Annotated in this window: 24 protein-coding genes; 13 read left to right on the top strand and 11 right to left on the bottom strand. The window is 61.6% G+C overall.

The genetic code is table 11. The annotated features are described in order from the left end of the window. Positions 1–181: 181 nt before the first annotated feature. Positions 182–1,357, bottom strand: coding sequence for an anhydro-N-acetylmuramic acid kinase (locus ABJN75_RS18425; RefSeq protein ID WP_348441054.1), 1,176 nt, complete (start codon positions 1,355–1,357; stop codon positions 182–184). A 221-nt stretch (positions 1,358–1,578) separates the two neighbouring features. Here ABJN75_RS18425 and tyrS point away from each other — a divergent pair, with 221 nt between their 5' ends. After that, positions 1,579–2,832, top strand: coding sequence for a tyrosine--tRNA ligase (gene tyrS / locus ABJN75_RS18420; protein WP_348441053.1), 1,254 nt, complete (start codon positions 1,579–1,581; stop codon positions 2,830–2,832). Positions 2,833–2,910: 78 nt separating this feature from the next. Here tyrS and ABJN75_RS18415 read toward each other — a convergent pair whose 3' ends face one another. Beyond that, positions 2,911–6,294 (bottom strand): DUF3971 domain-containing protein, encoded by a 3,384-nt coding sequence (locus ABJN75_RS18415; RefSeq protein WP_348441052.1) that lies wholly within the window; start codon positions 6,292–6,294, stop codon positions 2,911–2,913. 125 nt (positions 6,295–6,419) lie between these two features. On the opposite strand from ABJN75_RS18415, the gene bcp reads away from it, so the two are divergent. From bcp to ABJN75_RS18395, 4 genes are all read left to right on the top strand, one after another. After that, the gene (gene bcp, locus ABJN75_RS18410) at positions 6,420–6,887 is read left to right on the top strand and encodes a thioredoxin-dependent thiol peroxidase (RefSeq protein ID WP_348441051.1); all 468 of its coding nucleotides are present in this window, start codon (positions 6,420–6,422) and stop codon (positions 6,885–6,887) included. Between the two features lie 18 nt (positions 6,888–6,905). Further along, positions 6,906–7,736, top strand: a complete 831-nt coding sequence (locus tag ABJN75_RS18405; RefSeq protein WP_348441050.1) for a ferritin-like domain-containing protein — start codon at positions 6,906–6,908, stop codon at positions 7,734–7,736. 110 nt (positions 7,737–7,846) lie between these two features. After that, positions 7,847–9,148, top strand: a complete 1,302-nt coding sequence (locus ABJN75_RS18400; RefSeq protein ID WP_348441049.1) for a M23 family metallopeptidase — start codon at positions 7,847–7,849, stop codon at positions 9,146–9,148. Between the two features lie 240 nt (positions 9,149–9,388). Next, on the top strand, positions 9,389–10,900 hold the full coding sequence (locus ABJN75_RS18395) for a DEAD/DEAH box helicase (RefSeq protein WP_348441047.1): 1,512 nt from the start codon (positions 9,389–9,391) through the stop codon (positions 10,898–10,900). Positions 10,901–11,002: 102 nt separating this feature from the next. On the opposite strand, the gene ABJN75_RS18390 is transcribed toward ABJN75_RS18395, so the two are convergent. From ABJN75_RS18390 to ABJN75_RS18360, 7 genes are all read right to left on the bottom strand, one after another. Next, positions 11,003–11,320, bottom strand: coding sequence for a TfoX/Sxy family protein (locus ABJN75_RS18390; protein WP_348441046.1), 318 nt, complete (start codon positions 11,318–11,320; stop codon positions 11,003–11,005). Beyond that, positions 11,310–12,959: a molybdopterin-binding/glycosyltransferase family 2 protein gene (locus ABJN75_RS18385; protein WP_348441045.1), complete on the bottom strand. Its 1,650-nt coding sequence runs from the start codon at positions 12,957–12,959 to the stop codon at positions 11,310–11,312. The genes ABJN75_RS18390 and ABJN75_RS18385 overlap by 11 nt, the downstream gene beginning before the upstream one ends. Then, positions 12,956–13,672: an XdhC family protein gene (locus ABJN75_RS18380; RefSeq protein WP_348441043.1), complete on the bottom strand. Its 717-nt coding sequence runs from the start codon at positions 13,670–13,672 to the stop codon at positions 12,956–12,958. Before ABJN75_RS18380 ends, ABJN75_RS18385 begins: the two co-directional genes overlap by 4 nt. After that, on the bottom strand, positions 13,672–14,019 hold the full coding sequence (locus ABJN75_RS18375; protein ID WP_348441042.1) for an XdhC family protein: 348 nt from the start codon (positions 14,017–14,019) through the stop codon (positions 13,672–13,674). The genes ABJN75_RS18380 and ABJN75_RS18375 overlap by 1 nt, the downstream gene beginning before the upstream one ends. Positions 14,020–14,092: 73 nt before the next feature. Next, positions 14,093–15,319 carry a VWA domain-containing protein gene (locus tag ABJN75_RS18370; protein ID WP_348441041.1) on the bottom strand — a complete coding sequence of 409 codons (1,227 nt, stop codon included), beginning with the start codon at positions 15,317–15,319 and terminating at the stop codon, positions 14,093–14,095. Further along, complete coding sequence (locus tag ABJN75_RS18365) at positions 15,319–16,242, bottom strand: MoxR family ATPase (protein ID WP_348441040.1); 924 nt, start codon at positions 16,240–16,242, stop codon at positions 15,319–15,321. Before ABJN75_RS18365 ends, ABJN75_RS18370 begins: the two co-directional genes overlap by 1 nt. Before the next feature lie 45 nt (positions 16,243–16,287). Further along, the gene (locus ABJN75_RS18360) at positions 16,288–16,782 is read right to left on the bottom strand and encodes a flavin reductase (RefSeq protein WP_348441039.1); all 495 of its coding nucleotides are present in this window, start codon (positions 16,780–16,782) and stop codon (positions 16,288–16,290) included. 162 nt (positions 16,783–16,944) lie between these two features. Here ABJN75_RS18360 and ABJN75_RS18355 point away from each other — a divergent pair, with 162 nt between their 5' ends. The 7 genes from ABJN75_RS18355 to ABJN75_RS18325 all read left to right on the top strand — a co-directional run bounded on the left by ABJN75_RS18355 (position 16,945) and on the right by ABJN75_RS18325 (position 22,933). Next, positions 16,945–18,069, top strand: coding sequence for an ABC transporter substrate-binding protein (locus ABJN75_RS18355; protein ID WP_348441038.1), 1,125 nt, complete (start codon positions 16,945–16,947; stop codon positions 18,067–18,069). A gap of 14 nt (positions 18,070–18,083) precedes the next feature. After that, positions 18,084–19,091: a P1 family peptidase gene (locus ABJN75_RS18350; RefSeq protein ID WP_348441037.1), complete on the top strand. Its 1,008-nt coding sequence runs from the start codon at positions 18,084–18,086 to the stop codon at positions 19,089–19,091. A 68-nt stretch (positions 19,092–19,159) separates the two neighbouring features. Further along, on the top strand, positions 19,160–19,891 hold the full coding sequence (locus tag ABJN75_RS18345) for a DUF2259 domain-containing protein (protein WP_348441036.1): 732 nt from the start codon (positions 19,160–19,162) through the stop codon (positions 19,889–19,891). Next, positions 19,888–20,484, top strand: a complete 597-nt coding sequence (locus tag ABJN75_RS18340) for a hypothetical protein (protein WP_348441035.1) — start codon at positions 19,888–19,890, stop codon at positions 20,482–20,484. Before ABJN75_RS18345 ends, ABJN75_RS18340 begins: the two co-directional genes overlap by 4 nt. Before the next feature lie 66 nt (positions 20,485–20,550). Further along, positions 20,551–21,879 carry an adenylosuccinate lyase gene (gene purB / locus ABJN75_RS18335; RefSeq protein ID WP_348441034.1) on the top strand — a complete coding sequence of 443 codons (1,329 nt, stop codon included), beginning with the start codon at positions 20,551–20,553 and terminating at the stop codon, positions 21,877–21,879. 133 nt (positions 21,880–22,012) lie between these two features. After that, on the top strand, positions 22,013–22,246 hold the full coding sequence (locus ABJN75_RS18330; RefSeq protein ID WP_348441033.1) for a hypothetical protein: 234 nt from the start codon (positions 22,013–22,015) through the stop codon (positions 22,244–22,246). 132 nt (positions 22,247–22,378) lie between these two features. Beyond that, positions 22,379–22,933, top strand: coding sequence for an alpha/beta hydrolase (locus tag ABJN75_RS18325; protein ID WP_348441032.1), 555 nt, complete (start codon positions 22,379–22,381; stop codon positions 22,931–22,933). A 63-nt stretch (positions 22,934–22,996) separates the two neighbouring features. Here ABJN75_RS18325 and ABJN75_RS18320 read toward each other — a convergent pair whose 3' ends face one another. Continuing rightward, complete coding sequence (locus tag ABJN75_RS18320; RefSeq protein ID WP_348441031.1) at positions 22,997–23,758, bottom strand: aldolase/citrate lyase family protein; 762 nt, start codon at positions 23,756–23,758, stop codon at positions 22,997–22,999. A 113-nt stretch (positions 23,759–23,871) separates the two neighbouring features. Then, positions 23,872–24,192: a DUF1476 domain-containing protein gene (locus ABJN75_RS18315; RefSeq protein WP_348441030.1), complete on the bottom strand. Its 321-nt coding sequence runs from the start codon at positions 24,190–24,192 to the stop codon at positions 23,872–23,874. A gap of 224 nt (positions 24,193–24,416) precedes the next feature. Between ABJN75_RS18315 and ABJN75_RS18310 the strand changes: the two genes are divergently transcribed. Beyond that, positions 24,417–24,716: phosphoribosylaminoimidazolesuccinocarboxamide synthase (locus ABJN75_RS18310; RefSeq protein ID WP_348441029.1), on the top strand; the 300-nt coding region annotated here is incomplete at its 3' end.

Below are 24,716 nucleotides of genomic sequence, written 5' to 3'. Positions count from 1 at the left end.
CCTGGAAACCGGCTGCATTGATGTATGTCATGTCCGGCGCGGAACGTGGCGAAGTCCGCCCTCACCCTTTGAGCGATTGGTCCCGGGCTGTTCTCTTGCGACGCTTTGTGCTTGTGTTTCGAATGTCCGCGAACGGTCTGGCTGCAACAGGCTACACCCGTTTACCGGTCTGTTTGTCGCGTCAATCGCCGCCTGGCAGGTCACCTCGCGCAGCTTGAACGGCTCGGCCCCGTGCCAGCACGCCTCCGGTCGCGGGTTCGCTCACGCCGGTGGTGCCGGGATAGGTCAGGGCCAGCCCCCTGAGCGAGCGCACCGCCAGCCAGGCCCAGGCTTCAGCCTCCATCGAATCTCCATCGAGCCCGGCCTCTTCGGCGACAATCACGCGACCGGTGTGCCGTGCGGCCACCGTCAGGTCCTCGACGATCAACCGGTTGTGCCGCCCGCCGCCGCTCAGGATCCATAATCTGGGTTTGTCCGGCAGATGCGTCTGGGCCTTGGCGATCGCCGCCGCGGTCACAAAGGCCAGCGTCCTCGCCCCGTCTTCGAGCCCGGCTTCGGTGTCATCGGGCAACACGAAATCGTTGCGATCCAGCGATATGCGGTCCTTGGCCGAGAAGAACGGCGATTCCAGATAGCGGTTTGCGAGACCCGCCAGCACCCGGCCTTCCGATGCGATGGCACCGCCTGAATCGTAGGGGATGCCCGCATGGCGCGCCACCCACTGGTCGATCAGCGTGTTGCCGGGGCCGCTGTCAAATGCCAGCAACTCGCCGTCTTTCCCGATATAGGTGATGTTCGAGATGCCGCCGATATTGACGAACACAACCGGTTTTTCGTCGGCCCATTCGCCCGTCAGCCCTGAAGCCAATGCGCGGTGATAGCCTGGAACCAGCGGCGCGCCCTGCCCGCCCAGCCGCATGTCGTGGGCGCGAAGGTCAAAAACCACGTCGATGCCAAGCCGTTTGGCCAGCCGCTCGCCATCGCCCAGTTGCACCGTCAACCCGTCGAGCGGCCGGTGCAGCACCGTCTGGCCGTGAAAACCGATCACATCGACATCCCCCGCACCCAGCCCCTCGCGCGCCAGAAACGCCCCGACAGCGAAGGCATGCCGGTCCGTCAGTTCGCTCTCCAGTTCGGCGAGATCGCCCGGACGTTCGTCGCGCTGCTTGATCGCCTTGGCAACGTCCAGGGATTGCTCCAGCCGCTTGCGAAACCGCGCGTCGTAGGGCGTGAATGCAGAGGGGCCTCGCCGCACAATGCCATCGCCGTCGGTTTCCAGCATGGCCAGATCAATGCCATCCATCGAGGTGCCGCTCATCAGCCCGATTGCCCGCATCGCCGTGTCGTGTGTCGCCATTGAATTCATTCCCGCTGCCTGTGCTGCCCCGCTGCCGGAGAGAATCAGCCTTGCTGTCAACCGGAAACCTACATGCGCGCACAACCCACGTCAGCATCTGCAATTGGCCGGCTTCAGTTGAATGCGCCTGCCGCTAGTGTTAAAGGCCCGCCCGGGCGCCACACACCGGTCGACGCCCGATTTGTTTCCGGTACAGCCGAGATAACCGCAAGGACAGTGATATGTCAGCCTTCAAGTCCGATTTCCTGCGCACTCTTTCCGAGCGCGGGTTCATTCACCAGACCTCCGACGAGTCGGGTCTTGATGATTTGTTCCGGAACGAGACCGTGACTGCCTATATCGGCTTCGATCCGACCGCGCCGAGCCTGCATGCCGGCGGTCTGATCCAGATCATGATGCTGCACTGGATGCAAAAGACCGGCCATCGCCCCATCGCCTTGATGGGCGGCGGCACCGGCATGATCGGCGATCCGTCCTTCAAGGATGAAGCCCGCAAACTGCTGACACCCGAACTGATCGACGAGAACATCGCCGGCATCAAGAGCGTGTTTGCCAACTACCTTGATTTCGGTGACGGTCCGAAAGATGCGGTGATGGCCAACAACGCCGACTGGCTGATGGGCATCAACTACGTCGAATTCCTGCGCGATGTCGGCCGTCATTTCTCGGTCAACCGCATGCTGGCGTTTGATTCCGTCAAGACCCGGCTCGACCGCGAGCAATCGCTGTCGTTCCTGGAATTCAACTACATGATCCTCCAGGCCTACGACTTCGTCGAATTGAACAAGCGCTATGGCTGCCGCCTGCAGATGGGCGGATCGGACCAGTGGGGCAACATCATCAATGGCATCGACCTCGGTCACCGCATGGACTGCCCGCAGCTTTACGCGCTGACCTCGCCGCTGCTGACCACATCATCGGGCGCCAAGATGGGCAAATCCGCCAATGGCGCGGTCTGGCTCAACGCCGACATGCTCAGCGCCTACGAGTTCTGGCAATACTGGCGCAACAGCGAGGACGCCGATGTCGGTCGCTTCCTCAAGCTCTACACCACCATGCCGCTGGATGAGGTTGCCCGGCTTGAAGCCCTGGGTGGCGCCGAGATCAACGAGGCCAAGAAGGTTCTGGCGACCGAAGTCACCGCCATGCTGCATGGCCGCGCCGCAGCCGAGCAGGCTTCAGAGACCGCGCGCAAGACGTTTGAGGAAGGCCGGACCGCAACCGATCTGCCCACCATCACGGTGGCCTCATCCGAGCTTGAGGCCGGCATCGGCCTCTTGGCGCTGTTCGTTCAGGCTGGTCTGGCCGGCTCCAACGGTGAAGCCCGCCGTCACGTGCAGGGTGGCGCCATCAAGCTCAACGATGTGGCAATCAGCGACGACAAGACCCTGGTCAACACCGGCTATCTCAATGATGACGGCGTGATCAAACTGTCGCTAGGCAAAAAGAAGCACGTACTGGTCCGCCCGCAATAATCTTCGGCGACAACAGCTTTAAAAAGACACGACCGCCCGATCCCCGGATCCGGCGGTCTTTTTTGTGACCTACAAAATTCAGGGCCTGAACTCGAATATCGAACGGAAGACACCCGGCGCGATGACCGACAGCGGGTTGACCTGCAAAAGCGGCGATTCGGTCTTGCCGGCAAGCCGGAAGGTAATCCCGAACAGTCCGCGGTCCCTGCCATTGCCCAACAGCAGCCCGATCACCGGCACCTCTGCAAACAACCGGTTGATGCCATAGGCAAGCATGATTGTTCCGGTCATGTCCATGTTGCCCTGGGCATCGTGGACCAGCCCCTGGAACGACGCGCCGATTTCCGGGCCGCGGATAATGCCTTCGCTGACCCGGAGTTCGCCATTGCCGGACACAACCTGGGCATTGGCCACCTCGAAGCGCGCCTGCGATACGTTGACATCGGCCTTGGCCGCATCCTTGAGGCTCCGGCCGTCCTTCTTGCTTGGTGTGGACACCAGTGATTCAAGCCGTGGCTCGCCGACAAGCATGAAATTCCGCACATCGATCACGCCGCGGCGCAGGGGACTGCCGCTGCTCTTGAGCCTGACGTTGAGCAGCCCGCCGCGCATCCGGGAATAGACCCCGGCAAACCGGGTGATGGCGCCGGCATCGCCGCTGGTAATCTCAACAATTTCATCGGCCTTGCCGCCCGAAACCTTCATCACCAGCGCCTGGCCGCTCTTGGTGACCGCCTTGAAATCGAGAAGCTCGATGCGATCGCCCTGCCCGCTGTAACTTATGCTCCCCGACGAAAGCCTTTCATCGGAATAACCGTAGACTGTCTCGACAGCGCCGGACAACTCGATTGTGGCAGCTTTCGAATTGTCCTCCGCACTCGCCCCTTCGGCGGACTTGGCAAGCTCGATGAGCGGGCGCGCATCAATCGACTTGCCGCCAAGCTTGATATGATAGGCATTGCCGTTGCCGGTGATATCGACCCGGTAATCGTCCCGCGGCGACAGTGCAACATGATCGAATTTCGCGGTGGACAACCGCCCCTGCTTGAGTGTCACCGCACCGGTTGATTCAAACCCGTCCCCGGACAGTTTCATCTCGGAGAGCCGGGTCACATCGCCTTCCGTCTGCATCCCGAACCGCAAGCTGGCGGCAATGCCCTTGTCTTTGGTCCAGCCGATGCCCGGAACCTTGAGTTTCGACGGCTTGAGGTCGAGATTGACATCCTGCCGGCCATCAGCGTCAACCTTCAGGACAAAGCCCACCGGTCCGGATATCAGATCGGTGATGCCGGGTGCCAGCTTTCCCCACGCATCCGGGCTCAGCGTTCCAGACAGTTCGCGCCGCGCGGCGACAGTTGATCCGCCAACCGGCTGCAGCACATCCAGCGTCATTCTGGCCCCGTCTACCAGCGCATCGGCTTTCAGTTCGGCTTGTTCCGGCGTGACATAGAGGCTGCCATCCATTTCCGTTAGCATCCGGCCCTCGACCGGCTTGTCGATGTCGACGCCGTGCATCTTGAGATCGACGGTCCAGTCGGGCGGTGGCGGCGATTGTTCGGCGATGAGCCCGAATCGCGCCGTCACGGTTGAGGAAATCTCTCCGCTGAGCTCTGCCGGTTTGAAACCGATCTGATCGAGAGCATTGATCGGATGATAACTGATCAACTCGGCAACCGCATCCGCGTTGCCGCTGACCGACATGGTCAGTTCGGCCATCAGCGGCTTCTCGTTGGTGGCCGGGATCGAGAAGGTCGCGTCCGTCACATCCACGGTCCGCCCGGTCGGAAAAAACGCAGTCGCGGACTCAACCTTTAGGCTGACCGTTGTCCCGCGCAGGCGCATGTGGCCGACCGTGTCGCGCAGCGGCGGAATATTGCCTGCAACATTCATTCGCGCGCGCTCGACATCAAAATCGATCTGCAACTGGTTTTCGTCAAAACTGACGTCGTCGAAAGGTTTGTAATGGCCGGCAGGCGCTGCCAGTTGGATCTGGCCATTGCTCACGGTGCCGCCGTAAAGATTATCCAGCACCCATTTCCGCGCCAGTTTGCCGACCCAGTAGGGCCAGAACTGCTTGACCGCAGCCATGGACATTCGCGGCGCCCGCGCCACAAGATTTATTTCCGGTGAAATACCTTCGACGAAACGCCAGGACGCTGATCCGACCATGTCGCCCTGCGGGGTAGCCAGCGCCAGCTCCTCAGCCACAAGCAGCCGCTGTGCAGCGTCGAAGCGTCCCAATGCCTTGCCGTCAAACTGTATCGGCGCCTCGTCGGAATCGCCCGGCGCGGCGAGGCCTTTCTTGACCACGAAATCAAAGGCGATGCCCTCGCCCTCGATTTCCTCGATCCTGTCGGCATCAATCAAGCCTCCGGTGAACGGCAAAACCGTCTCGCCAATCCTGATGACGGATGGCGTAATCTCGAGTTTGTTCGCCTCTGGCATGTAGACAAGACGAACCCGGGCCTCGCGCAGGGACGCCTGTACGCCACCCATCGTGATCGTGCCGTCCAATGCGTTGAGCCTGACTGACAGCGCCGGCTGTTTGCCCGGTTCGGCCCGCGAGGCATTGAACGATATCGCCAGCGGAGTCGATACGCCGTTCTGACGGTCGACCGAGCCTTCCGTCAGGAAGTCCAGGGCGAAACCGTCGATCTTCGCGGAAATTTCCGAGAGGCCGACGCCGGTGACCGGCCCTTGGGCTGTTCCTCGGATCGCTATGGCGCGCCCGGCGCGCACAAGGTTTGCCTCGATTTCATAATGCCGCCCGTCAATCCTGCGCACCTCGGCATTCTCGATCTCGATCCCCCGACCGGTTCCCGATATTGTAATGCCGGAAAACCGAAACGCCCCGGCCTCGACGGCATCGATCTGCCCCGCGACACGGTTCAGCACCAGGAACATCTGTTCCATCATCTCGCCGGTGGCATCGACGCGGAAACTGGCAAGATCGGTGAGGTTGAACCCATTGCTTTCAGGCGCGGTGAGGCCAACGCCGGATATATCCACCGAAGCGACCGACAGTTTCCCCGACAGCAACGCCACCGGATCGAGCGCGATCAGAACGCTTTCGGCATAACTGGGCGGCGAGGATCCGTCGCGTCGCGCAATCGAGACATCGTGCGCCACAAGCGCAAGCTGTCCGCGCGGTGTCAGGCGCAGCGCCGCCGAGCTCAATTCCGCCCGGTTGTCAGGTCCCACCGCCTGAGCCAGGGCAATCTGCGCCCTGGTCCGGACAAATCCGTCTGCGACCCCCGCCTCCAGCAGCGCCAGCCCCGCGCCGGCAAGCAGGGCCAGAAGCAGGACGGAAACAAACAGCCAGCGCAATGCCGACCCGGGCCAGCGCCGCCGATGATGGCCACGCACCAGGATCTGGTCATCAGCGGTGGCTGACGGCAACTCATGCAGCGCGACAATGTCGCGTTTTCTGAAATGAACCTTGTCGATCGGATGATCCGGCATGGGCGCGTGAAGGCAGCTTTCTTTATACTGGTGATTCTGTTGGACTGTTGCCCTTGCGTTTATATATCGCCTCGGGACACGGTCACCTGCAAATCAGTCACGTTAAACGGCGAAAGGTAACCTGGATGAGCGAACTTGTGGAAGGCATGACTGCACCGCAATTTGATCTGCCACGCGATGGCGGCGGAAACGTGTCACTGGCAGACCTGGCCGGCAAAATTGTGGTGCTTTATTTCTACCCCAAGGATGACACCAGCGGCTGCACCGTTGAGGCGATTGACTTTACCGCCCTGTCTGCGGATTTCGCCAAGGCGGGCGCCGTGGTGGTTGGCATGTCACCCGATCCGGTCAAGGCCCACGACAAGTTCATCGCCAAGCATGAACTTGGCATTATCCTCGCCTCCGACGAGGACAAATCGGTGCTTGAGGCCTATGGCGTCTGGAAGGAAAAGAGCATGTACGGGCGCAAATACATGGGTGTCGAGCGCTCCACCTTCCTCATCGACGCCGACGGAAAGATTGCCAGGATCTGGCGGAAGGTGAAAGTCGCCGAGCATGCGAGGCAAGTGCTCGAAGCGGTGCAGGCGCTTTGATCAGGCTACGGAGCCCCTATGGTGAGTGATCGTCAGCCTGTTCTTTCGCTGCGCGATGGCGCGGCGCGGGCCATTCTCGCCGCGGACCTGGATGACAAGACCGCGCTGGCCCAGGATGTTGCCAACCGCTGGCATGCGCGCCGGCTGTCGCTGCGCACTCCACTGGACGCGCTTGCGCCGGTGCGGCCGGGCCGGCCCGCCAGGCCGGAGCTGGTTCCGCCGACACAGGTGGCGCGGCGTTCGCTCAACTCGCTGCGCGGCCGGATCTCGCTTCTGCACGCCATCGCCCATATCGAACTCAACGCCATCGATCTGGCACTTGATATCGTCGCCCGGTTTGCCGCTGCCCCCATGCCACAGAGTTTTTTCGACGGCTGGATGCAGGTTGCCTTCGAAGAAGCCAAGCATTTCAATATGGTGCGGCAGCGCCTTCGTGCGCTGGATGCCGACTACGGCGACATGCCCGCCCATGACGGACTTTGGCAGGCAGCGCACGACACCCGCAATGACCTGACTGCGCGGCTCGCCGTGGTGCCGCTCATTCTCGAAGCAAGGGGGCTCGATGTCACGCCCTCGTTGCGGGCAAAGATGCGTGAAGCCGGCGATGAGGAAAGCGCTGCGGTTCTCGATGTGATTTACGAGGACGAGAAGAAACATGTCGCGATCGGCGCCAAATGGTTCCGGTTCATTTGCGCTCGCGAAGGCAAAGATCCGGCGGAAACCTTCCGGCTGCTGGTGCGGGCCAATTTCCGCGGGGCGCCCAAGCCGCCGTTCAACGACCTTGCCCGTGCCGCCGCCGGCCTCACCCCCACTTTCTACCGCGCACTTTCAAGCCAAAACATGTCTTAAGGCGCATCAATCGACGCTCACGGGCGCCGTTTCAAATGTTTGTTAACCTTAACAGGGTGTAATCGACCTCGATCAATCAACGGCAACCCGTTCTGACGAGGAATTATTCAGTGTCGCAGAGACAGGACAGCCGCGTATTTGGCAAACAGCCGAAACGTTCCCATACCATCATCTTTGCCAGCGGTGACACCATCCGTCACATGACCATTCGCCCCTGGATTGCCGGGCTGAGCATGTCTGTGCTTGGCGTCATGGCTATCGGCTATCTGGCGGCAACGTCCTATCTGGTGCTGCGCGACGATCTGATCGGCGCTTCGATGGCCCGGCAGGCCCGCATGCAACACGCTTACGAGGATCGTATCGCCGCCTTGCGCTCCCAGGTCGACAGGGTCACCAGCCGGCAGTTGCTCGACCAGCAACTGATGGAGGAGAAGGTGGCCGAGCTGATCGCCCGCCAGGACGCGTTAAGCAATCGCCACGGCAAACTCGGACCATTGCTTGAACGGGCCGGCGCCCTCCCGGCACACATCCCGATCCCGATAGAAAATCCGAACAAACAGGCCGGACTTTCAAATGCGTCAGTCAAGACCCAGCGCCTGGCCACGCTCACCGCTCAGCCCGAGATTCTTGCCGACCCGGCCAGCCTGCACGTCAATCCGCTCGCCTACGCGGCGACCCCGGACGCCGGAACCAAAGAAACCGTCGGCGAAAGGGCAGACCGGATATTCTCGTCCGTCACCCTGTCGCTCAAATCCATCGAGCGTGAACAGATCGCAAAGATGCAGGGCCTCGCAATCGACGCCTTCGAGACCGCGTCCGAGATCGACGGCATCATCAAGTCTGCGGGTCTTCCCGCCGCCTCCATGGATGACACGGCCATCGGTGGTCCGTTTGTGCAGCCCAACAATCCGAATGCGTTCGAGTCCACCCTCGACGATCTCGACCAGGCCCTCGACCGCCTGGACACGGTCAGGCGCCATGCCCGCGAACTGCCGATCGGCATCCCCACCCCGGGACGGGACATCACCTCGCGCTTCGGCAACCGCCGGGATCCGTTTCTGAGCCGGCTTGCGTTTCATGGCGGTATCGACTTCCGCGCTCCCACTGGCACGCCGGTTTACAGCACCGGGTCCGGTGTCGTCACTCACGCCGGACGCAAAGGCGGTTACGGCAAGATGATCGAGATCGATCACGGCAACGGCATCACCACACGCTACGCCCACCTTGCGGGGGTTGAGGTTCGCAAAGGCGATCATGTGACGAGTGGCGTCCGCATTGGAAAATCGGGTTCCACCGGCCGCTCCACCGGCCCTCACCTGCACTACGAGATTCGCCGCGACGGCAACGCCGTCGATCCGATGCGCTACCTCAAGGCGGCCCAGAAGCTCAAACCGCTGATGGTGTCGAACTGACCACCAGCTGCCGCCGCACGCTCCCCACCTGACCAAATGAAAGCTTCGCGCTTCTTTTACCGGTTGCCATCCATCGAAATTCCGTGTGGTCGGCGTAGACGTCAAACGGGGGCAGACGGCGCGATTCCGGGCTTTTCCTTGACTTAATGCACTGCAACGACTATTCGGAAGCCAATGGGCTCGCGTTCAAGGCGCGCGCCCGCGCATTGTCGCAAACTCCGAAACGGAAAACGCTCCCAATTGACCACTTTTGCTGATCTTGGCTTAAGCCAAAAAGTATTGTCTGCCGTTGCTGACGCAGGCTACACGACGCCAACTCCGATCCAGGAAGGCGCAATTCCTCCGGCGCTCGAACGGCGTGACATTCTGGGCATCGCCCAGACCGGAACCGGCAAGACGGCGGGCTTCGTGCTGCCGATGCTGACCATGCTCGAAAGAGGCCGCGCCCGGGCGCGGATGCCGCGCACCCTGATCCTTGAACCGACGCGCGAACTCGCTGCGCAGGTTCACGAAAATTTCGAGAAATACGGCAAGAATCACCGCCTCAACATCGTGCTGCTGATCGGCGGCGTCTCGTTTGACGAGCAGGACCGCAAGCTCGAGCGCGGCGCCGATGTGCTGATCGCCACACCGGGCCGGTTGCTCGACCACACCGAACGCGGCAAGCTGCTGATGACCGGCGTCGAACTTCTGGTTATCGACGAAGCCGACAGAATGCTCGACATGGGCTTCATTCCCGATATCGAACGCATCGTCAAATTCATTCCCTTTACCCGTCAGACACTGTTTTTCTCGGCCACCATGCCGCCCGAAATCCAGAATCTTGCCGACACGTTCCTGCAGAATCCTGTCCGCATCGAGGTGGCGCCGCCGTCTTCGACCGCGGCCACGGTTGTTCAGCAGCTTGTTGCCTGCGGCGGCAAGGATTTTGAAAAGCGCGAACGCCTGCGCGAGTTGATCCGGTCACAGACCGACCTGACCAACGCCATCATTTTCTGCAATCGCAAGAAGGACGTGGCTGATCTTTACAAATCGCTTGAAAAGCACGGCTTCTCCGTTGGAGCCTTGCATGGCGACATGGATCAGCGCTCGCGCACCAACATGCTGCAGGGCTTCAAGGACAACGAGATCACGCTGCTTGTGGCTTCAGATGTCGCTGCTCGCGGGCTGGATATTCCGGCTGTCAGCCATGTCTTCAATTTCGATGTTCCAATCCATGCCGAGGACTATGTCCACCGCATCGGCCGCACCGGTCGCGCCGGTCGCGCCGGCGCGGCGTTCACCATGGTGACACGTCGCGATGCCAAATATGTCGACGCAATCACCAAATTGATCGACCGCGAGATCGAATGGCTCGATGGCAAGGACGCCATCGAAGCTACCTCCGGGGACAGTGACGAAAAGCCAGGCCGCGGCCGCCGCAGTGACAGCAAGGGGACGGCGCGCAGGTCCGGTCGTGACGACAAGCGGGGACGCGACGACAAGCCCGCGCCCGTCGCGGTGGCGAAAGATGTGCCTGAACCGGCAGCGGACGAACCGGCCAAGACCGCCGCAAAACCTGCTCCGAAGCAGAATCGCGAAGAGCGTCAGCCGCGGCAACGCGCGCCGGAACCGGCCAACGCCAATGCAAACGCCAATGATGACCGCAACAACCGGAATCGCAATCGCCATAACCGCGACAATGATGATCGCGACCCCACCCCTGTCGGGTTTGGCGACGAAATTCCCGCATTCATGATGATCGGCAGCTGAAACTGATCTGTCTATGACGAGTCAAGCCGCCGGCAGCGATGCAGGCGACTTTTTTCATGCCTTGGTGGATCCGGTACCGCACTGTCTCGGCACACCGCTTTGCTATTTTCTGGTTCGCAACGCCGCTTCCCAGGCAAGACCGATCCATGTCGCGAGATCTTCGGGATCATCCTGCGCCGCCTCGGGGATCGACCAGTAGGGCATCGCCACCGGCTTGGTCTTGCCGTCAGGAATCCATTGGCTGGCGCCCGCGGCTGCAAATCTCGGCGCGCTCTCGGCATCCGCCTTGAGCAGGATCTCGCCGCTCACCTCAAGCGCCAGGATTATGCCCTGATGATAGATCCCCTTGCCGCCGAACATGCGCTTGATGGCAACCTCTCCGAGGCTGTCAAACATCTCGCGGATCCGTTCATTGTCCATCCGGCTGTTCCCCGCTTTCCGTCACGCCGCCGGCCCGCCGAACAGCCTCGGGCGTATCCACATCCAGCCGTGCCGCCGGTCCGATCTCGACATCGATCACCGGCCATGCGCCGCTTTCAACGAGCGTCCGCGCACCCACATCACCGGACAGGTGCATGGCTTCGGCAAAAGCGGCGCGGGGCAGGATGACCGGATTGCCGCGGCGCGCGCCATCACAGGCACGGACAATGGCGCGGCCATTGTTTCGGGCAAAACTCTCGATCAGCGCGTCCAGATGCCCGGTTTGCACCGCCGGCATGTCGGCCAGCAGAACCAGCGCTCCCGAAACCGTATCGTCGAGTGCAGCAAGTCCGTGCTTGAGTGACGATGCCATCCCGGAGGCGAACTCCGGATTGGCAGCCAGATGCACATCCAGACCGGAAAGCCTCGCCGCAACATCTTCGCCACGATGACCGGTGACCACGATCGTCGCGGCAGCCTTCGAGGCCAGCGCCGTCCGGGCCATTCTGCGGATCAGCGCTTCGCCATCGAAATCCGCCAGCAACTTGTGGCCCGCCGCTTCGCCCATGCGGCTGGCCCGGCCCGCGGCAAGCAGCACCACCCCGACCCGGACACCGGATCGGTCATGGGCTTTTGCCGTAACCGGCTGCCTTGGCTGAGGCCGGGTTGCGATTTCTTTGAGGAGTCCGCCCACGCCCATGCGGGTGATGTCGAGCGCAGACGGCGCTTGCCCGGTAAGGATGCGCGCCAGCACCCAGTCAAAACCGTTTTCCTTGGGACTGCGGGCGCAGCCCGGCGCGCCAATCACCGGTGTGGCGCCAACCGATCCCAGCACCAGCAGATTGCCCGGATCAACCGGCATGCCAACCCGTTCAACCTCTCCCCCGGCGCTGCCGATTGCAGCAGGAACGACATCCTCCGGATCTGTGACGGCCGAAGCGCCAAAGATGACCACCAGATCATATTTCGCACTCATCCGGACCAGTTCGCCGCTCACCGCATCGACCGTGTGAGCAGTCCGGCTTTCCTCGATCAGGGTGGAGCCGCTCAGAGCCAGACGGTTGGTCAGAAGCGCGCGCGTCTTGTCCATCACCGAGGGCTTGAGCGTCGGCAGCATGGTCGCAATCAGTCCGGCGCGTACCGGCTTGTACGGCAGGACCCGCGCCATGTTGCGCGCAGCCATGGCGTCTCGCGCATGCTTGAGCGAAACACTGTTCACCGCCAGCGGAATGATCTTGATCGTTGCCACCATCTCGCCGGGCTGCACCGGCGTCTGATCGGACAGACAGGCGAATGTGATGGCCGGGTCGATGGTGTTGAAATGATCGACAAGCAGCCGCTCGGCGCGGAACACTCCGGCTTGTGTGGCATGCAGATTGACCCGTCCTGTCGAGGCGTTGGCGGCACGGATATTGGCGCCTTGAAAGGCTTTTGCCAGCGCATCGGCGGCCGCATCTTCGGCGACATCGCCGTCTTGCAACAGCGCAACGATCACCTCTGCAATCCCGCTCTGCTCAAGCAGCATCAGGTCCGTTGCATTGAGCATATGCCCTTTCTTCAGCCGCAACGTGCCGACAGACATGGAATGCGCAAGCAGCGCACCTTCGGCTTTCTCAAGCGGGACCGAGCCAAATTTCATGTATCGGATACTCTTTGGCCGGAGGCCGCTGTGTCGACAGGACGGCGCAACGCCAAAACCGTCTGAGCCAGGATCGCGACAGCGATCTCGGAGGGACTTTGGGCACCTATATCCAGACCGATGGGCGCTGTAATCCGGGCGATTTCCTGCCCGCTCACTCCCGCCTGCGTCAACCGCTCCACCCGCCGGGCATGGGTCTTGCGCGAGCCCAGCGCACCAACGTAGAACGCTTGCGCCTTTAACGCCGAGATCAGCGGCCAGTCATCTATCTTCGGATCGTGGGTCACTGCCACGAGCGCCGTGAACGCGTCCAAAGGCTGATCCTTCAGCGCGTCTTCAGGCCAGTCGGCAACCAGATCGACGCCCTCGAACCGCTCTTCGGTGGCAAAGGCCGTGCGCGGATCGATTACCTTGACATCAAACCCCGTCATGGCCGCCATCGGCGCCAGCGCCTGCGAGATATGCACCGCGCCGATGATCACCATCCTTGGCGACGGCAGATGCACATTGAGAAAGAACCTCTGGCCATCGGCCTCCACCGTACCCGACTTTCCTGACAGAAATGTCTTGCCGATGGCCGCGCCCAGATCGCCTGCAACAGGATCGCCCCACATCACCAGCCGGTTGCGGCCGTCTTCCAGACCGGTGATCAGAATCGCTGCCTGCCTGTCGCGGCGCGCTGCATTGAGTTTCCTGAGCAGGTGCGGATCCATCAGCCCACCCGTTCCAGATAGACCCGGATCTTGCCGCCGCAGGACAATCCCACCCGCCAGGCGGTTTCGTCGGCCACGCCGAATTCGAGCATTTTCGGCTCTCCGCTGGCAATCACATCCGAAGCCTCTGAAATCACCGCGCCCTCGACGCAACCGCCCGACACCGATCCGCTGAAATTGCCGGTCGCATCAATCACCAGATGACTGCCGACCGGCCTGGGCGCCGACCCCCAAGTTTCAATCACCGTCGCCACCGCCACCTCGCGGCCATCAAGCATCCAGCGCTCGGCAACCATCAGCGGGTCGTGCTGGTCCTCTGCCGTCGCGCCCGAAGACTGTGAAATCATGACTGCCTCCATCCGTTAGGCAGTAACTATGGCCACCGCGACCGTGTGAATTCAAGTGAGTTCGGGTGCGACATTAAAGATATCGGCGCGGATCGGCCTTCGCCGCATTCTTTTCGCCAAGCGCCGCCACCAGATCGGCCATCGCCTCGATATTGTGCACCGCGCGAAATTCATCGACATGAGCAAGCATGGTGCGCACGCCGCGGGCCCTGGCCTCAAATCCGTCGAATCTCAGCAGCGGATTGAGCCATATCAGCCGGCGGCAGGAACGATGCAAGCGGTCGATTTCGGCATCAAGTTCCTTAATCGAATCACGCTCCAGCCCGTCGGTGATCAGGATCACGACGGCCCCCTGCCCCAGAACCCGGCGCGACCATTGCCGGTTGAACAGCCTCAACGCCTCGCCGATTCGGGTGCCGCCCGACCAGTCCCTGACCGCGCCCGTGCATTGGTCGACCGCCTCGTCGGGGTCCTTGTTGCGCATCTGCCGGGTGATATTGGTCAGCCGCGTTCCGAACAGGAACGTATGCACGCCGCGCCGCTTCTCGCTGATCACATGCATGAAATGCAGGAAGATCCGCGTGTACTGGCTCATCGATCCGGAAATATCGGCGATGATGACCAGTGGAGGATGCACCTTCCGGCGCTTGCGGAACCGCGGCAGGATCAGATCACCCCCGGTGCGCATGGCAGAGCGCATGGTGGCGCGCGGATCGATCCGCTTCTGCAACGATGACGTCTTGTAGCGGCGCGTCTCCACCTGGTCGAACGGCAGCGACAGCGCCGCGATCGCCCGCTTGGCCTGTGCAAGCTCGAGCGCGGTCATCTGGGCGAAATCCTGCTGCCTGAGCACCTCGTTGCCGGAAACCGTTTCCCTCGCGTCTATGTCGATGATCGGCTTGTCTTCCGGTGGCCGGTTTTTTTCATGCCCTTCAAACAGCGCCTGGCTGACCCGTGTTTCCCCGGCCTTGAGCTTTTCGCGTTGCTTGTTCTCCATCGCCACCGGAGAAAACATCGCGATCATCTTCTCGACCAGATCCCGCGTCCGCCAGAACAGCTTGAACGCCTGATCGAACACCTGGTGATCCTCGCGCCGCTTGACGAAGACCGAGTGCAGCACCCAGTAGAATTCCTCGCGGCTGCCGATACCGGCAATCTGCACCGCCTCCACCGCATCGCGCACGGCAGCGGGCCCGACCTTCAGCCCGGCCTTTCGCAGCACCCGCGCGAAATACACGATGTTGTCGACAATACGCCCGTCGCCATCCCTGAAGACAATCGCGTTTCCGGCTTGCGCCATCAAAGCCCCTGGGCCATCTCGGCCTTCACCTCGGCCAGCAGCTCGCGGCCCGCGCCGCTCTCGATGCGTGCGATGTCGTCCTGATACTTGAGCAAGGTCCCGAGCGTGTCGGAAACAGTTTCCGGATCAAGCGCCAGCCGGTCGAGCTCGGTCAATGCGGTGGCCCAATCAATCGTCTCGGCCACGCCGGGGCTCTTGAACAGGTCCATCTGCCGGAGCTTCTGGACGAAGGCGACCACCTGCCGCGACAGGTCTTCATGACAGCCCGGCGCTTTCAGGCGGATAATCTGCAGTTCGACCTCGGCTGACGGGTAATCGACCCAGTGATACAGGCAGCGCCGCTTCAGCGCATCATGGATTTCGCGGGTGCGGTTGGTGGTAATGATGACGATCGGCGGCTCTTGCGCGACAATGGTGCCGAGCTCGGGAATGGTCACCTGGTAATCGGACAGGATTTCCAGCAGGAACGCCTCGAATGCCTCGTCGGTCCGGTCGAGTTCGTCGATCAGGAACACCGGCGCCCGGCCCCCGGAGCCTTCCAGCGCCTGCAGGACAGGGCGGCGAATCAGGTGTTTTTCCGAGAATATGTTGCGTTCGATCGCCGAGCGATCATCCTCGCCGGTTGCTTCCGCCAGCCGGATTTCCAGCATCTGCGCCGGATAGTTCCATTCATAGACCGCCGAGGACACATCGAGGCCCTCATAGCATTGCAGCCGGATCAGTGGCCGGTCCAGCGCCTTGGCCAGAACCTTGGCGATTTCGGTCTTGCCGACACCGGCCTCGCCTTCAAGAAACAGCGGTCGCTTCATCCGGAGTGCGAGAAACAACACGGTCGCCAGCGCCCGGCCGGCGACATAATCCTGACTCGAAAGCAGGGCCAGCGTTTCATCAATGGAGGTCGGCAGCGAATTGGTTATGGACATCGTGGCTCCGTCAGCAGGCAGATCGGGTCAACACCCCGGTCGAGGCTAAACAGTATGGTATCCGCGGTCCATATATAAAGGCGCCGGCGCGGGCTCTCCAATCCTCAGGCCAACCACTTCACCGATCATGATCGTATGTGTGGCCACCGGCTTCGCCTCGATCAAGCGGCAATCAAACACCGCCGTCGCCCCCACCAGCGCCGGCGCGCCGGTGGTGATCGTGTTCCATTCGGCCAGCGCAAAGCGCTCGTCGACATCGAGATGATCGAGACCTGAAAACGCCACCGCCAGTGGCTGGTGCTCCGACTTCAAGGTATTGAGCGCAAAGACGCCCGACTGGATGAAAAGCTCGTTTTGCGGGTTGGAATGATTGAGGCAAACCAGCAGTGTACCGGGATTGTCAGAAACCGAGCAGGCAGCGGTTACGGTCACGCCGCGGCGTACCCCATCCTGCACTGTGGTTGCAATTTGCACATGCCCGGCATAACGCGCCATCGCGTCGCGATAATCTTTGGAATCGATGGTTTGCCGTTTCAACACGCCTCAGCCTCAAACTTTGGATTGACCAAGGATCATACATAAAGGCCAAAGGTGAATTTGAAACCCACGCCCACGACTTTTTCTCGCCCATAGCCGCCGGGCGGACCTGTATCGGGCGGAATTTGCTTTGAGTTACAATCTTTGCTGGGCTAAATGTGGCCCATGATCATGCGCTGTCTGTTTTGCCTTCCGGCCTTCGTCCTGGCTCTCCTTGCATTCGCCATGCCTGCGCGGGCGGACGCGCTGAATGTCGGCCTGGTCATCCCGCAATCCGGCCAGTTCAAGCTTCTGGGTGACCATGTCCGCGAGGCCTTCGGCATATGGGATACGGCCAATCCGGGCGCCTTGGCCGACATTGTCGAAGGCGACGACGACTGCACCCCCGAATCCGGCATCAACGCTGCCGCGGCCATGATCGAAGCCGGCGTCGATATCGTGGTCGGCTTTGTGTGCACCGAAAGCCTGGCTGCGGCGCTGCCGATGCTGTCGGACGACAATATCCCGGTGATAACCCTGACGGTCCGCGCCGACATCATCGGCGAGGAAGCCTCGCGGCTCGGATGGAAGTTCTACCGCCTCGCCCCGCGCGCGAGTTCCGAAGCCGAAATCGCGGCGGAAGCTATCATGCGGTTTTGGGCGGACAAGCCATTCGCGCTGATTGAGGACGGAGCTATTTCAGGCCGCGAGCTTGTCGAGGCGATCAGGATCAGACTGGAAGCACGATCGCTCAAACCGGCCTTCGTGGATAATTACCGGCCCGGTCAGGCGACCCAGCCCAGCCTGGTGCGCAGGCTCAAGGCGGCCGGCGTTACCCGGGTCTTTGTCGGCGGAGAACGTCCCGATCTGGCGGTCATCGCACAGGAAGCCCGGCATCAGAAGGTCGAATTCCAGTTCATGGGCGGTGACACACTCCATGCACCGGTGGGAGACGCTCCGCTGCCTGACGGAACCATCGCCGTGCTGTCCGCCGGCGCCGTTCCCGGCGCGGACGACGAGCGCGCGCGGCAGGCCTTTGCAGATCATGGCCTGATCGCCGAGGGACTGCGGATCCCCGCCTACGCCGCGGCTGAAATTGTCGGTGCGGCCGCCAACCGGCTTGGCTATGGCGAGACGGATCTGGAACATCTGCTTGCCGGCAACACCTTTGACACCGCGCTCGGCCCCGTCACCTTCGATGGGAACGGCGAGCGCCGCGAACCCGGCTTCGTGCTCGCCATTCAACAGAATGGAACCTTCAACCGGCTCAGCGTGGAAGACGCCGCGCGCCTGTCCGGTCAAACCCAGTGATGGACAAGCCGACGATGCAAACCGGACCGCGTAACCTGATCACCGATGTCGCCGGCCTGACCGTCGGCAATTCCAGCGATGCCAGGCTGAACTCCGGCACGACCGCTCTCCTGTGCGATCCGCCCGCAACCGCCGCCGTGCAGGTTCTCGGCGGTGCGCCCGGCACCCGTGAGACCGATCTGCTCGAGCCGCACAACACGGTTGAAACCGTCAACGGCATCGTCCTGTCCGGCGGCTCGGCCTTCGGCCTCGACGCGGCCAGTGGCGCGCAAGCCTTCCTGCGCGAACAGGCAAAGGGCTTCGAGGTCGGCCCGCACCGGATTCCGATCCTGCCGGCTGCGATCCTGTTCGACCTTATCAATGGCGGCGACAAGGAGTGGGGCCGGTACCCGCCCTATCGCGAACTGGGCTACCAGGCCGCCGCCGCGGCGAGCCGTGATTTCGCAATCGGCACCGCTGGCGCGGGCGTCGGCGCGTTGACCGCGACCTTCAAGGGTGGCCTCGGATCGGCTTCGTCACTGGTCGCGGGCAATCACATGATCGGGGCGCTTGTCGCCGCCAACCCGATGGGATCGGTGACCATTGGTGACACCCGGCATTTCTGGGCCGCGCCCTTCGAGATCGGCACCGAATTCGGCGGTCTCGGCATGCCCTCGCCGATGCCTGGCGACGCCACCGGTCTCCGGATCAAGTTTCGCGACCTTTCCCGCGGCGTCTCCAACACCACCATCGCCGTCATCGCCACCGACGCCGTCCTCACCAAGGCGGAGGCCAAACGGCTGGCGATTGCGGCTCATGCGGGCTTCGCCCGGTCGATCTGGCCCAGCCACACGCCGTTCGACGGAGATCTGGTGTTTGCCCTGGCAACCGGCGCGTCCGGCTGCAAACCCTCGACGGATGCGTTTGTGGATCTTTGCGCGACCGCAGCCTCCACCATGTGCCGCGCCATCGCCCGCGGGATTCATGCCGCCGCGCCCGATCCGCGTGACCTGATGCCTGCCTGGAGCCGTGACCAAGTTTGATCTGCCTTCCGGTTGCCCACCCGGCGCTGTGGTGATACCCGGTCATGAACACCATTCGGAAATCTCCAATGTTAATTGCCCGACACATGCTGTTTGTCCTGATCGCGATCTGTCTTGCCCGGAGCGCGGCTCAGGCGGGCGAGTTCGCGGAATTCAGGCCGCTCGGATTTTCCGCTGACGGCAGGGTATTCGCATTCGAGGAATTTGGCGTTCAGGACGGCTCCGGTTTTGCCTTCGCCAACCGGTTTTTCATCGACACCGTCAGCGACTCCTTCATTCCCGGCTCCACCGTCCGCGTCGTTATCGAGGACGATACCAAAAGCATCGGCGATGCCCGCACCGAGGCGGAATCCCGATCGGCAGCCCTTGTCGCCCGGTATGATCTTTCGGCCAATCCCGGCGTTATCGCCGCCTTCAATCCACTGTCCGAGCTTGACGGCGCGGCGCATCACCTGCGCTACACGCCATTCTCCATGGAGCCTCAGCCGTTCGGGCCCTACGAGGTCACCTTGCAGGAAGTTGAGTTGCCTTCCTCCTCGCTCTGCCGCGACATTGCAGACACCTCCACCGGTTTCCGGCTGGAACTGACCCAAATCAATGGCCGGCCGTCTTCCATGGTGCTCCATGACGACACCTCCGTGCCGCAAAGCCGCGGTTGTCCGTTAAGCTATCGTATCGGCGGCGCCATCACCCATCTCGCCGGCGGGGTGTCGACCCACGCCGTGCTCGTTCTGGTCCGGTCGATCGGCTTTGAGGGCGAGAACGGTCGCTGGATCGCCGTTACCCGACGCTTTGAATGAAAACTCCCGTCAAACGGCACAAGGGACCGGCGCCCAGACCGGCCAATGACAATTCCAATCTACGCGACCGGCTTCGGGCGGCGCGGATTGGCTGGTCCGACGCCATTCTTGGCGCAATCGGCTGGGGCGCTGCCATGGCGCTGTCCGCGCAAGCCGCGATCTGGCTGTCGATGGCGGGCCTCACCGACCATTACTGGAGCATCACGGCCCTGGTGTTTAGCGGCGCTGTGCTGGCCTGGCCGCTCAGTCTGGCTTGCTTCCGCTTCATCGCCTTCAGGCGTTCTCGGGAAGCAGTCTTTGCCGCGGCGTTTGTGTGCCTGTCAATTTTCACACTCGGCGTGACCGCATGTCTGTTTGCCGTCATCTACCGGAATTTCTATGCCCAATGGCATGGCGACCCGTTTACCAAACTCTGGCTGCTGCAGCTTGCTTTCACCTCCGCCGCGGCGCTTTACCAGTTTGCCGTCATCGGTGTGCGGCTTTACCTGCCCCTGGGAGTTGTCTTCCTGTTCGCGGCATCGCTGATGCTGGCACACGGCAATGGACGCGCCAAACCGGCAAAAACCGGATTATTCGCCGGACAACGCCGATAGACCGTTTGATTCAGGACGGAAATGCACTAGACCCGCCGCAACGCAAACTCATTGACGGACCTTGCCATGATCCCGCGCTATTCCCGCCCCGAGATGGTCGACATCTGGTCGCCCGAATCCAAGTTCCGGATCTGGTTCGAGATCGAGGCGCATGCCTGCGATGCTCTCGCCGAACTCGGCGTCATCCCGAAAGAGGCCGCCAGGACCATCTGGGACAAGGGCGGCGCCGCCACCTTCGATATCGACCGCATCGACGAAATCGAGCGCGAGACCAAGCACGACGTCATCGCCTTTCTCACTCATCTGGCTGAAATTGTCGGCCCGGACGCCCGCTTCGTCCACCAGGGCATGACCTCATCGGATGTTCTCGACACTTGTTTCAATGTCCAGTTGGTCAAGGCTTCCGATCTGCTTTTGGCTGACATGGATGCGCTTCTGGCCGCCATCAAGCGCCGCGCGTTCGAGCACAAGGACACCGTCTGCATCGGCCGTTCGCACGGCATTCATGCAGAACCAGTCACCTTCGGCCTGAAAATGGCCGAGGCCTATGCCGAGTTCGACCGCTGCCGCACCCGGCTTCGCAACGCCCGCGAGGAAATCGCCACCTGCGCCATCTCCGGCGCCGTCGGCACCTTCGCCAACATTGATCCGCGCGTGGAGGAACATGTCGCCAAGGCCATGGGCCTGACCGCCGAACCGGTTTCCACCCAGGTCATCCCGCGCGACCGTCACGCGATGTTTTTCGCCACGCTCGGCGTCATCGCCTCGTCCATCGAGCGCGTCGCCACCGAAATCCGCCATTTGCAGCGCACCGAGGTGCTCGAGGCCGAGGAGTATTTCTCCAAGGGCCAGAAGGGCTCGTCGGCGATGCCGCACAAGCGCAACCCGGTGCTGACCGAAAACCTCACCGGCCTGTCGCGGCTGGTGCGCATGGCAGTCACGCCGGCGATGGAAAATGTTGCTCTCTGGCATGAGCGCGACATCTCCCACTCCTCGGTCGAACGCATGATCGGACCGGACACCACCATCACTCTCGACTTCGCGCTTGTCCGTTTGACCGGCGTCATCGACAAGCTGCTGGTCTATCCCGAGCGGATGGTCGGCAACATGGACCGTCTGGGCGGTCTGGTGCACTCGCAGCGCATCCTGCTGGCGCTGACCCAGGCCGGCTCCTCGCGCGAGGACGCCTACCGGTTGGTCCAGCGCAATGCCATGAAGGTCTGGAACAGCTACCAGGTCTCGGGCGATTCGCAGGTCGATTTCCTCACCGAGCTTCTCGCCGACGAGGACGTGCGCAAGTACCTCTCCGAGACCGAGATCCGCGACCGCTTCGATCTCGGCTATCACACCAAACACGTCGACACGATCTTCACCCGCGTCTTCGGCGAAAGCTGAACGCCGCTGCTGCGACATAAATGACACGCATTCATGCGAAGTGATTGCGTGTCACCAAGTCGCCCTGCTGTTGCCCCTATGTCGCCGTGGTTGCCACCCATTCTGATGGTCATCCGACATTCTGGAGGACCTCATGCAGGACTATCCACCATTTGCAAATCGCGGTCGCGACGAACGCAGGCCGCACGGCTATGAGCCACACGAAATTCAGGACACCGGCGCCACTCTCTGGATCGCCGTCGTGGTGGTCATTGCCGCCCTTGCTGTCGTTCTGGCATTCAGCCAGGACAAGCTGAAGAACGGCGGCGCGCCATTCATGATCGTACCGTCCGGTCAGGTCACCGTACCCGCGACCGCCGGAAACTGATTGTGTTCGCGCTCCAACCTTTTTGGTCGGGCGCGAGGGCTGGTAACGGCTTTGCACTTTTTTTTCATGCCGCCGCGGTGACAAGCCGTCCGGCCGGTTGACATTTGCGATGCCCTCCCCCACCTCGGCTGCATGAAAGTTGCCCAAACAGATATCCTGATCGCTCCCGGCTACACCAATTCCGGACCCGATCACTGGCAATCGCGCTGGCAGGCGCGGCTGTCGACCGCCCGCCGCGTCGAACAGGACGCCTGGGCAAAACCTGTCTGTGAGGATTGGACCGCGCGCTTTGCCGAGACTGTCAACGAAGCTGACAAGCCGGTTGTGGTGATCGCCCACTCGCTTGGGGTCGCAACCGCATTGCAGGCCCTGCCCGAATGCGCAGACAAGATCGCCGGCGCCTTCCTGGTGGCTCCGCCAGAGGTCGACAATCCGCAGATCCGGCCCCGGCATTTGATGACGTTCGGCCCCTACAGGCAGGATCCGTTGCCATTTCCCTCCATTGTGGTGGCGAGCCGCAATGATCCGTTCGGTTCGTTCGAACATGCCGGCGACATGGCCAATGCGTGGGGGTCGATGTTTATCGACGCCGGCGAATCCGGTCACATCAATGCCGAATCGGGCCATGGACCGTGGCCGGAAGGCATCATGGTATTTGCCAATTTTCTCGCAAGGCTCAAAGCCTGACGAAGATTTTCGCTCGTCTTAGAATGTTGAACGCGAACCGTACCGGCCTGGTTCAAGCTCCACTCAGCCCCGGGCCTTGCCCAGCATAACCTCGGCACCGACATGCAAGAGGCCCGGATCGGTGTTGAGCGCCGCCAGCCGGTAGCCCATTGCCGAAAACCCGGGAACATCGCTCGGATCAACCACGAAAATGGCCGCATATTTCCCCGCATCGCGGGCGCGGCGTGCAATGTCCGCGATTACGTCCTGCAATTCTTCATTCTTCGGATCAACGGCGGCCCCGTTCGACCAGGAAATTGACAGATCCGCTGGGCCGAGAAAAATCCCGTCGATGCCATCGGTCGCAAGAATACCGTCGAGATCCTCGTAGGCCGCTCGCGTCTCGATCATGGCCAGGGCAAGCGTTTGCGTGTTGGCCGAGCGGAAATAGCTTTCCGGCGTGTGGTCGGTGTGAATCTGCAGCGCCTTTATCGGCCCCCAGGAACGCTCGCCCAGCGGCGGATATTTCATCGCCCGGCCAAACGCTTCGGCATCGGCGACAGAATTGATCATCGGCGCGATGACGGCCTCGAAACCCATATCGAGCGCCCGGCTCGCCAGATCGTTGCGTCCAACAGGGATACGAAGGATCGCCGGCGTCTTGGCTGCGGCAATGGTTTTTGCCGAAGCGAACGCAGTCGATTCGCTGTGCGCGCCATGCTGCATGTCGACGGTGACCGCATCGAAGGGGCAAAGCGCGAGTTCACCCGCCATTTCCGCCGACCCCGTCGTCGACCAGGCCGTGAACAGCATCTTGTCCTGATCCAGAGCGTCTCGTAATTTCACGTCACAGTCCTCCCAAATGGGACCTTCGCCCCCAGCGGAGGTCCTGGTCCGCCGCTCCTCCCAAAAACCGCCTCCGGCTAGCCGGAAGCGGTCAGGACACAATCACAAAAGAATCAGCTGTTCTGGATCTGCTCCACGGCGACCGCCAGCAAGTCCAGCATCTGCCGGCGAATCTGGTGATCTGATTGCTCAACGCCGGCGGCGTCAAAATCACCGCGCACCTTGCGGAAAACGTCCTCGTCGCCGGCTTCCTCGAAATCGGCAAGCACCACGCTCTTGGCGTAGGCATCAGCTTCCTCGCCGGTTTTGCCAAGCAATTCGGCGGCCCACAGCCCCAGAAGCTTGTTACGGCGGGCTTCCGCCTTGAACTTCAGTTCCGCATCATGGGCAAATTTGTTTTCAAATGCATTTTCGCGGTCATTCATGTTGCTCATGAGCTGGCTCCCGGCGTTGAATCGATAAACCCTATATGGGCGTTTGCCCCATAAAACAAAAGACCGCCAAAAGTGCAATCTAAACCAGCATGATCCGTGCAATTCAGGGGACACAGCCGACAACGACGTTGTGAAACCCCGGACAATCGGCTAAAGCACGGCTCAAAATCGACCCTATGCCGAGTTGCCGCGGCTTCAGCCGGCTTAACAGACAGAGATCCCCCATGACCCGTCGCCGCCGTATTTATGAGGGTAAGGCCAAAATCCTGTATGAAGGCCCCGAACCAGGTACGTTGATCCAGTTCTTCAAGGACGACGCCACCGCATTCAACAAGAAGAAGCATGATGTCGTTGACGGCAAGGGCGTGCTCAACAACCGGATTTCCGAGTATATTTTCTCGCATCTCAACCGGATCGGCATTCCCACCCACTTCATCAAACGCATCAACATGCGCGAGCAACTGATCAAGGAAGTCGAGATCATCCCGCTCGAGGTCGTGGTTCGCAATATCGCAGCCGGCTCG

Source organism: Hoeflea sp. (assembly GCF_039975035.1).
In the GTDB taxonomy this organism is placed as follows: Bacteria; Pseudomonadota; Alphaproteobacteria; order Rhizobiales; family Rhizobiaceae; genus Hoeflea.
This window is presented reverse-complemented; position numbering and strand designations above follow the sequence as displayed.

What these genes read in the sequence shown, in the direction of transcription:
- ABJN75_RS18425 (WP_348441054.1), bottom strand. Translation starts at nt 1,357, where the DNA reads ATGGCGACACACGACACGGCGATGCGGGCAATCGGGCTGATGAGCGGC.
- tyrS (WP_348441053.1), top strand. Translation starts at nt 1,579, where the DNA reads ATGTCAGCCTTCAAGTCCGATTTCCTGCGCACTCTTTCCGAGCGCGGG.
- ABJN75_RS18415 (WP_348441052.1), bottom strand. Translation starts at nt 6,294, where the DNA reads ATGCCGGATCATCCGATCGACAAGGTTCATTTCAGAAAACGCGACATT.
- bcp (WP_348441051.1), top strand. Translation starts at nt 6,420, where the DNA reads ATGAGCGAACTTGTGGAAGGCATGACTGCACCGCAATTTGATCTGCCA.
- ABJN75_RS18405 (WP_348441050.1), top strand. Translation starts at nt 6,906, where the DNA reads ATGGTGAGTGATCGTCAGCCTGTTCTTTCGCTGCGCGATGGCGCGGCG.
- ABJN75_RS18390 (WP_348441046.1), bottom strand. Translation starts at nt 11,320, where the DNA reads ATGGACAATGAACGGATCCGCGAGATGTTTGACAGCCTCGGAGAGGTT.
- ABJN75_RS18385 (WP_348441045.1), bottom strand. Translation starts at nt 12,959, where the DNA reads ATGAAATTTGGCTCGGTCCCGCTTGAGAAAGCCGAAGGTGCGCTGCTT.
- ABJN75_RS18380 (WP_348441043.1), bottom strand. Translation starts at nt 13,672, where the DNA reads ATGGATCCGCACCTGCTCAGGAAACTCAATGCAGCGCGCCGCGACAGG.
- ABJN75_RS18375 (WP_348441042.1), bottom strand. Translation starts at nt 14,019, where the DNA reads ATGATTTCACAGTCTTCGGGCGCGACGGCAGAGGACCAGCACGACCCG.
- ABJN75_RS18370 (WP_348441041.1), bottom strand. Translation starts at nt 15,319, where the DNA reads ATGGCGCAAGCCGGAAACGCGATTGTCTTCAGGGATGGCGACGGGCGT.
- ABJN75_RS18365 (WP_348441040.1), bottom strand. Translation starts at nt 16,242, where the DNA reads ATGTCCATAACCAATTCGCTGCCGACCTCCATTGATGAAACGCTGGCC.
- ABJN75_RS18355 (WP_348441038.1), top strand. Translation starts at nt 16,945, where the DNA reads ATGATCATGCGCTGTCTGTTTTGCCTTCCGGCCTTCGTCCTGGCTCTC.
- ABJN75_RS18350 (WP_348441037.1), top strand. Translation starts at nt 18,084, where the DNA reads ATGCAAACCGGACCGCGTAACCTGATCACCGATGTCGCCGGCCTGACC.
- ABJN75_RS18345 (WP_348441036.1), top strand. Translation starts at nt 19,160, where the DNA reads ATGTTAATTGCCCGACACATGCTGTTTGTCCTGATCGCGATCTGTCTT.
- ABJN75_RS18340 (WP_348441035.1), top strand. Translation starts at nt 19,888, where the DNA reads ATGAAAACTCCCGTCAAACGGCACAAGGGACCGGCGCCCAGACCGGCC.
- purB (WP_348441034.1), top strand. Translation starts at nt 20,551, where the DNA reads ATGATCCCGCGCTATTCCCGCCCCGAGATGGTCGACATCTGGTCGCCC.
- ABJN75_RS18330 (WP_348441033.1), top strand. Translation starts at nt 22,013, where the DNA reads ATGCAGGACTATCCACCATTTGCAAATCGCGGTCGCGACGAACGCAGG.
- ABJN75_RS18325 (WP_348441032.1), top strand. Translation starts at nt 22,379, where the DNA reads ATGAAAGTTGCCCAAACAGATATCCTGATCGCTCCCGGCTACACCAAT.
- ABJN75_RS18315 (WP_348441030.1), bottom strand. Translation starts at nt 24,192, where the DNA reads ATGAGCAACATGAATGACCGCGAAAATGCATTTGAAAACAAATTTGCC.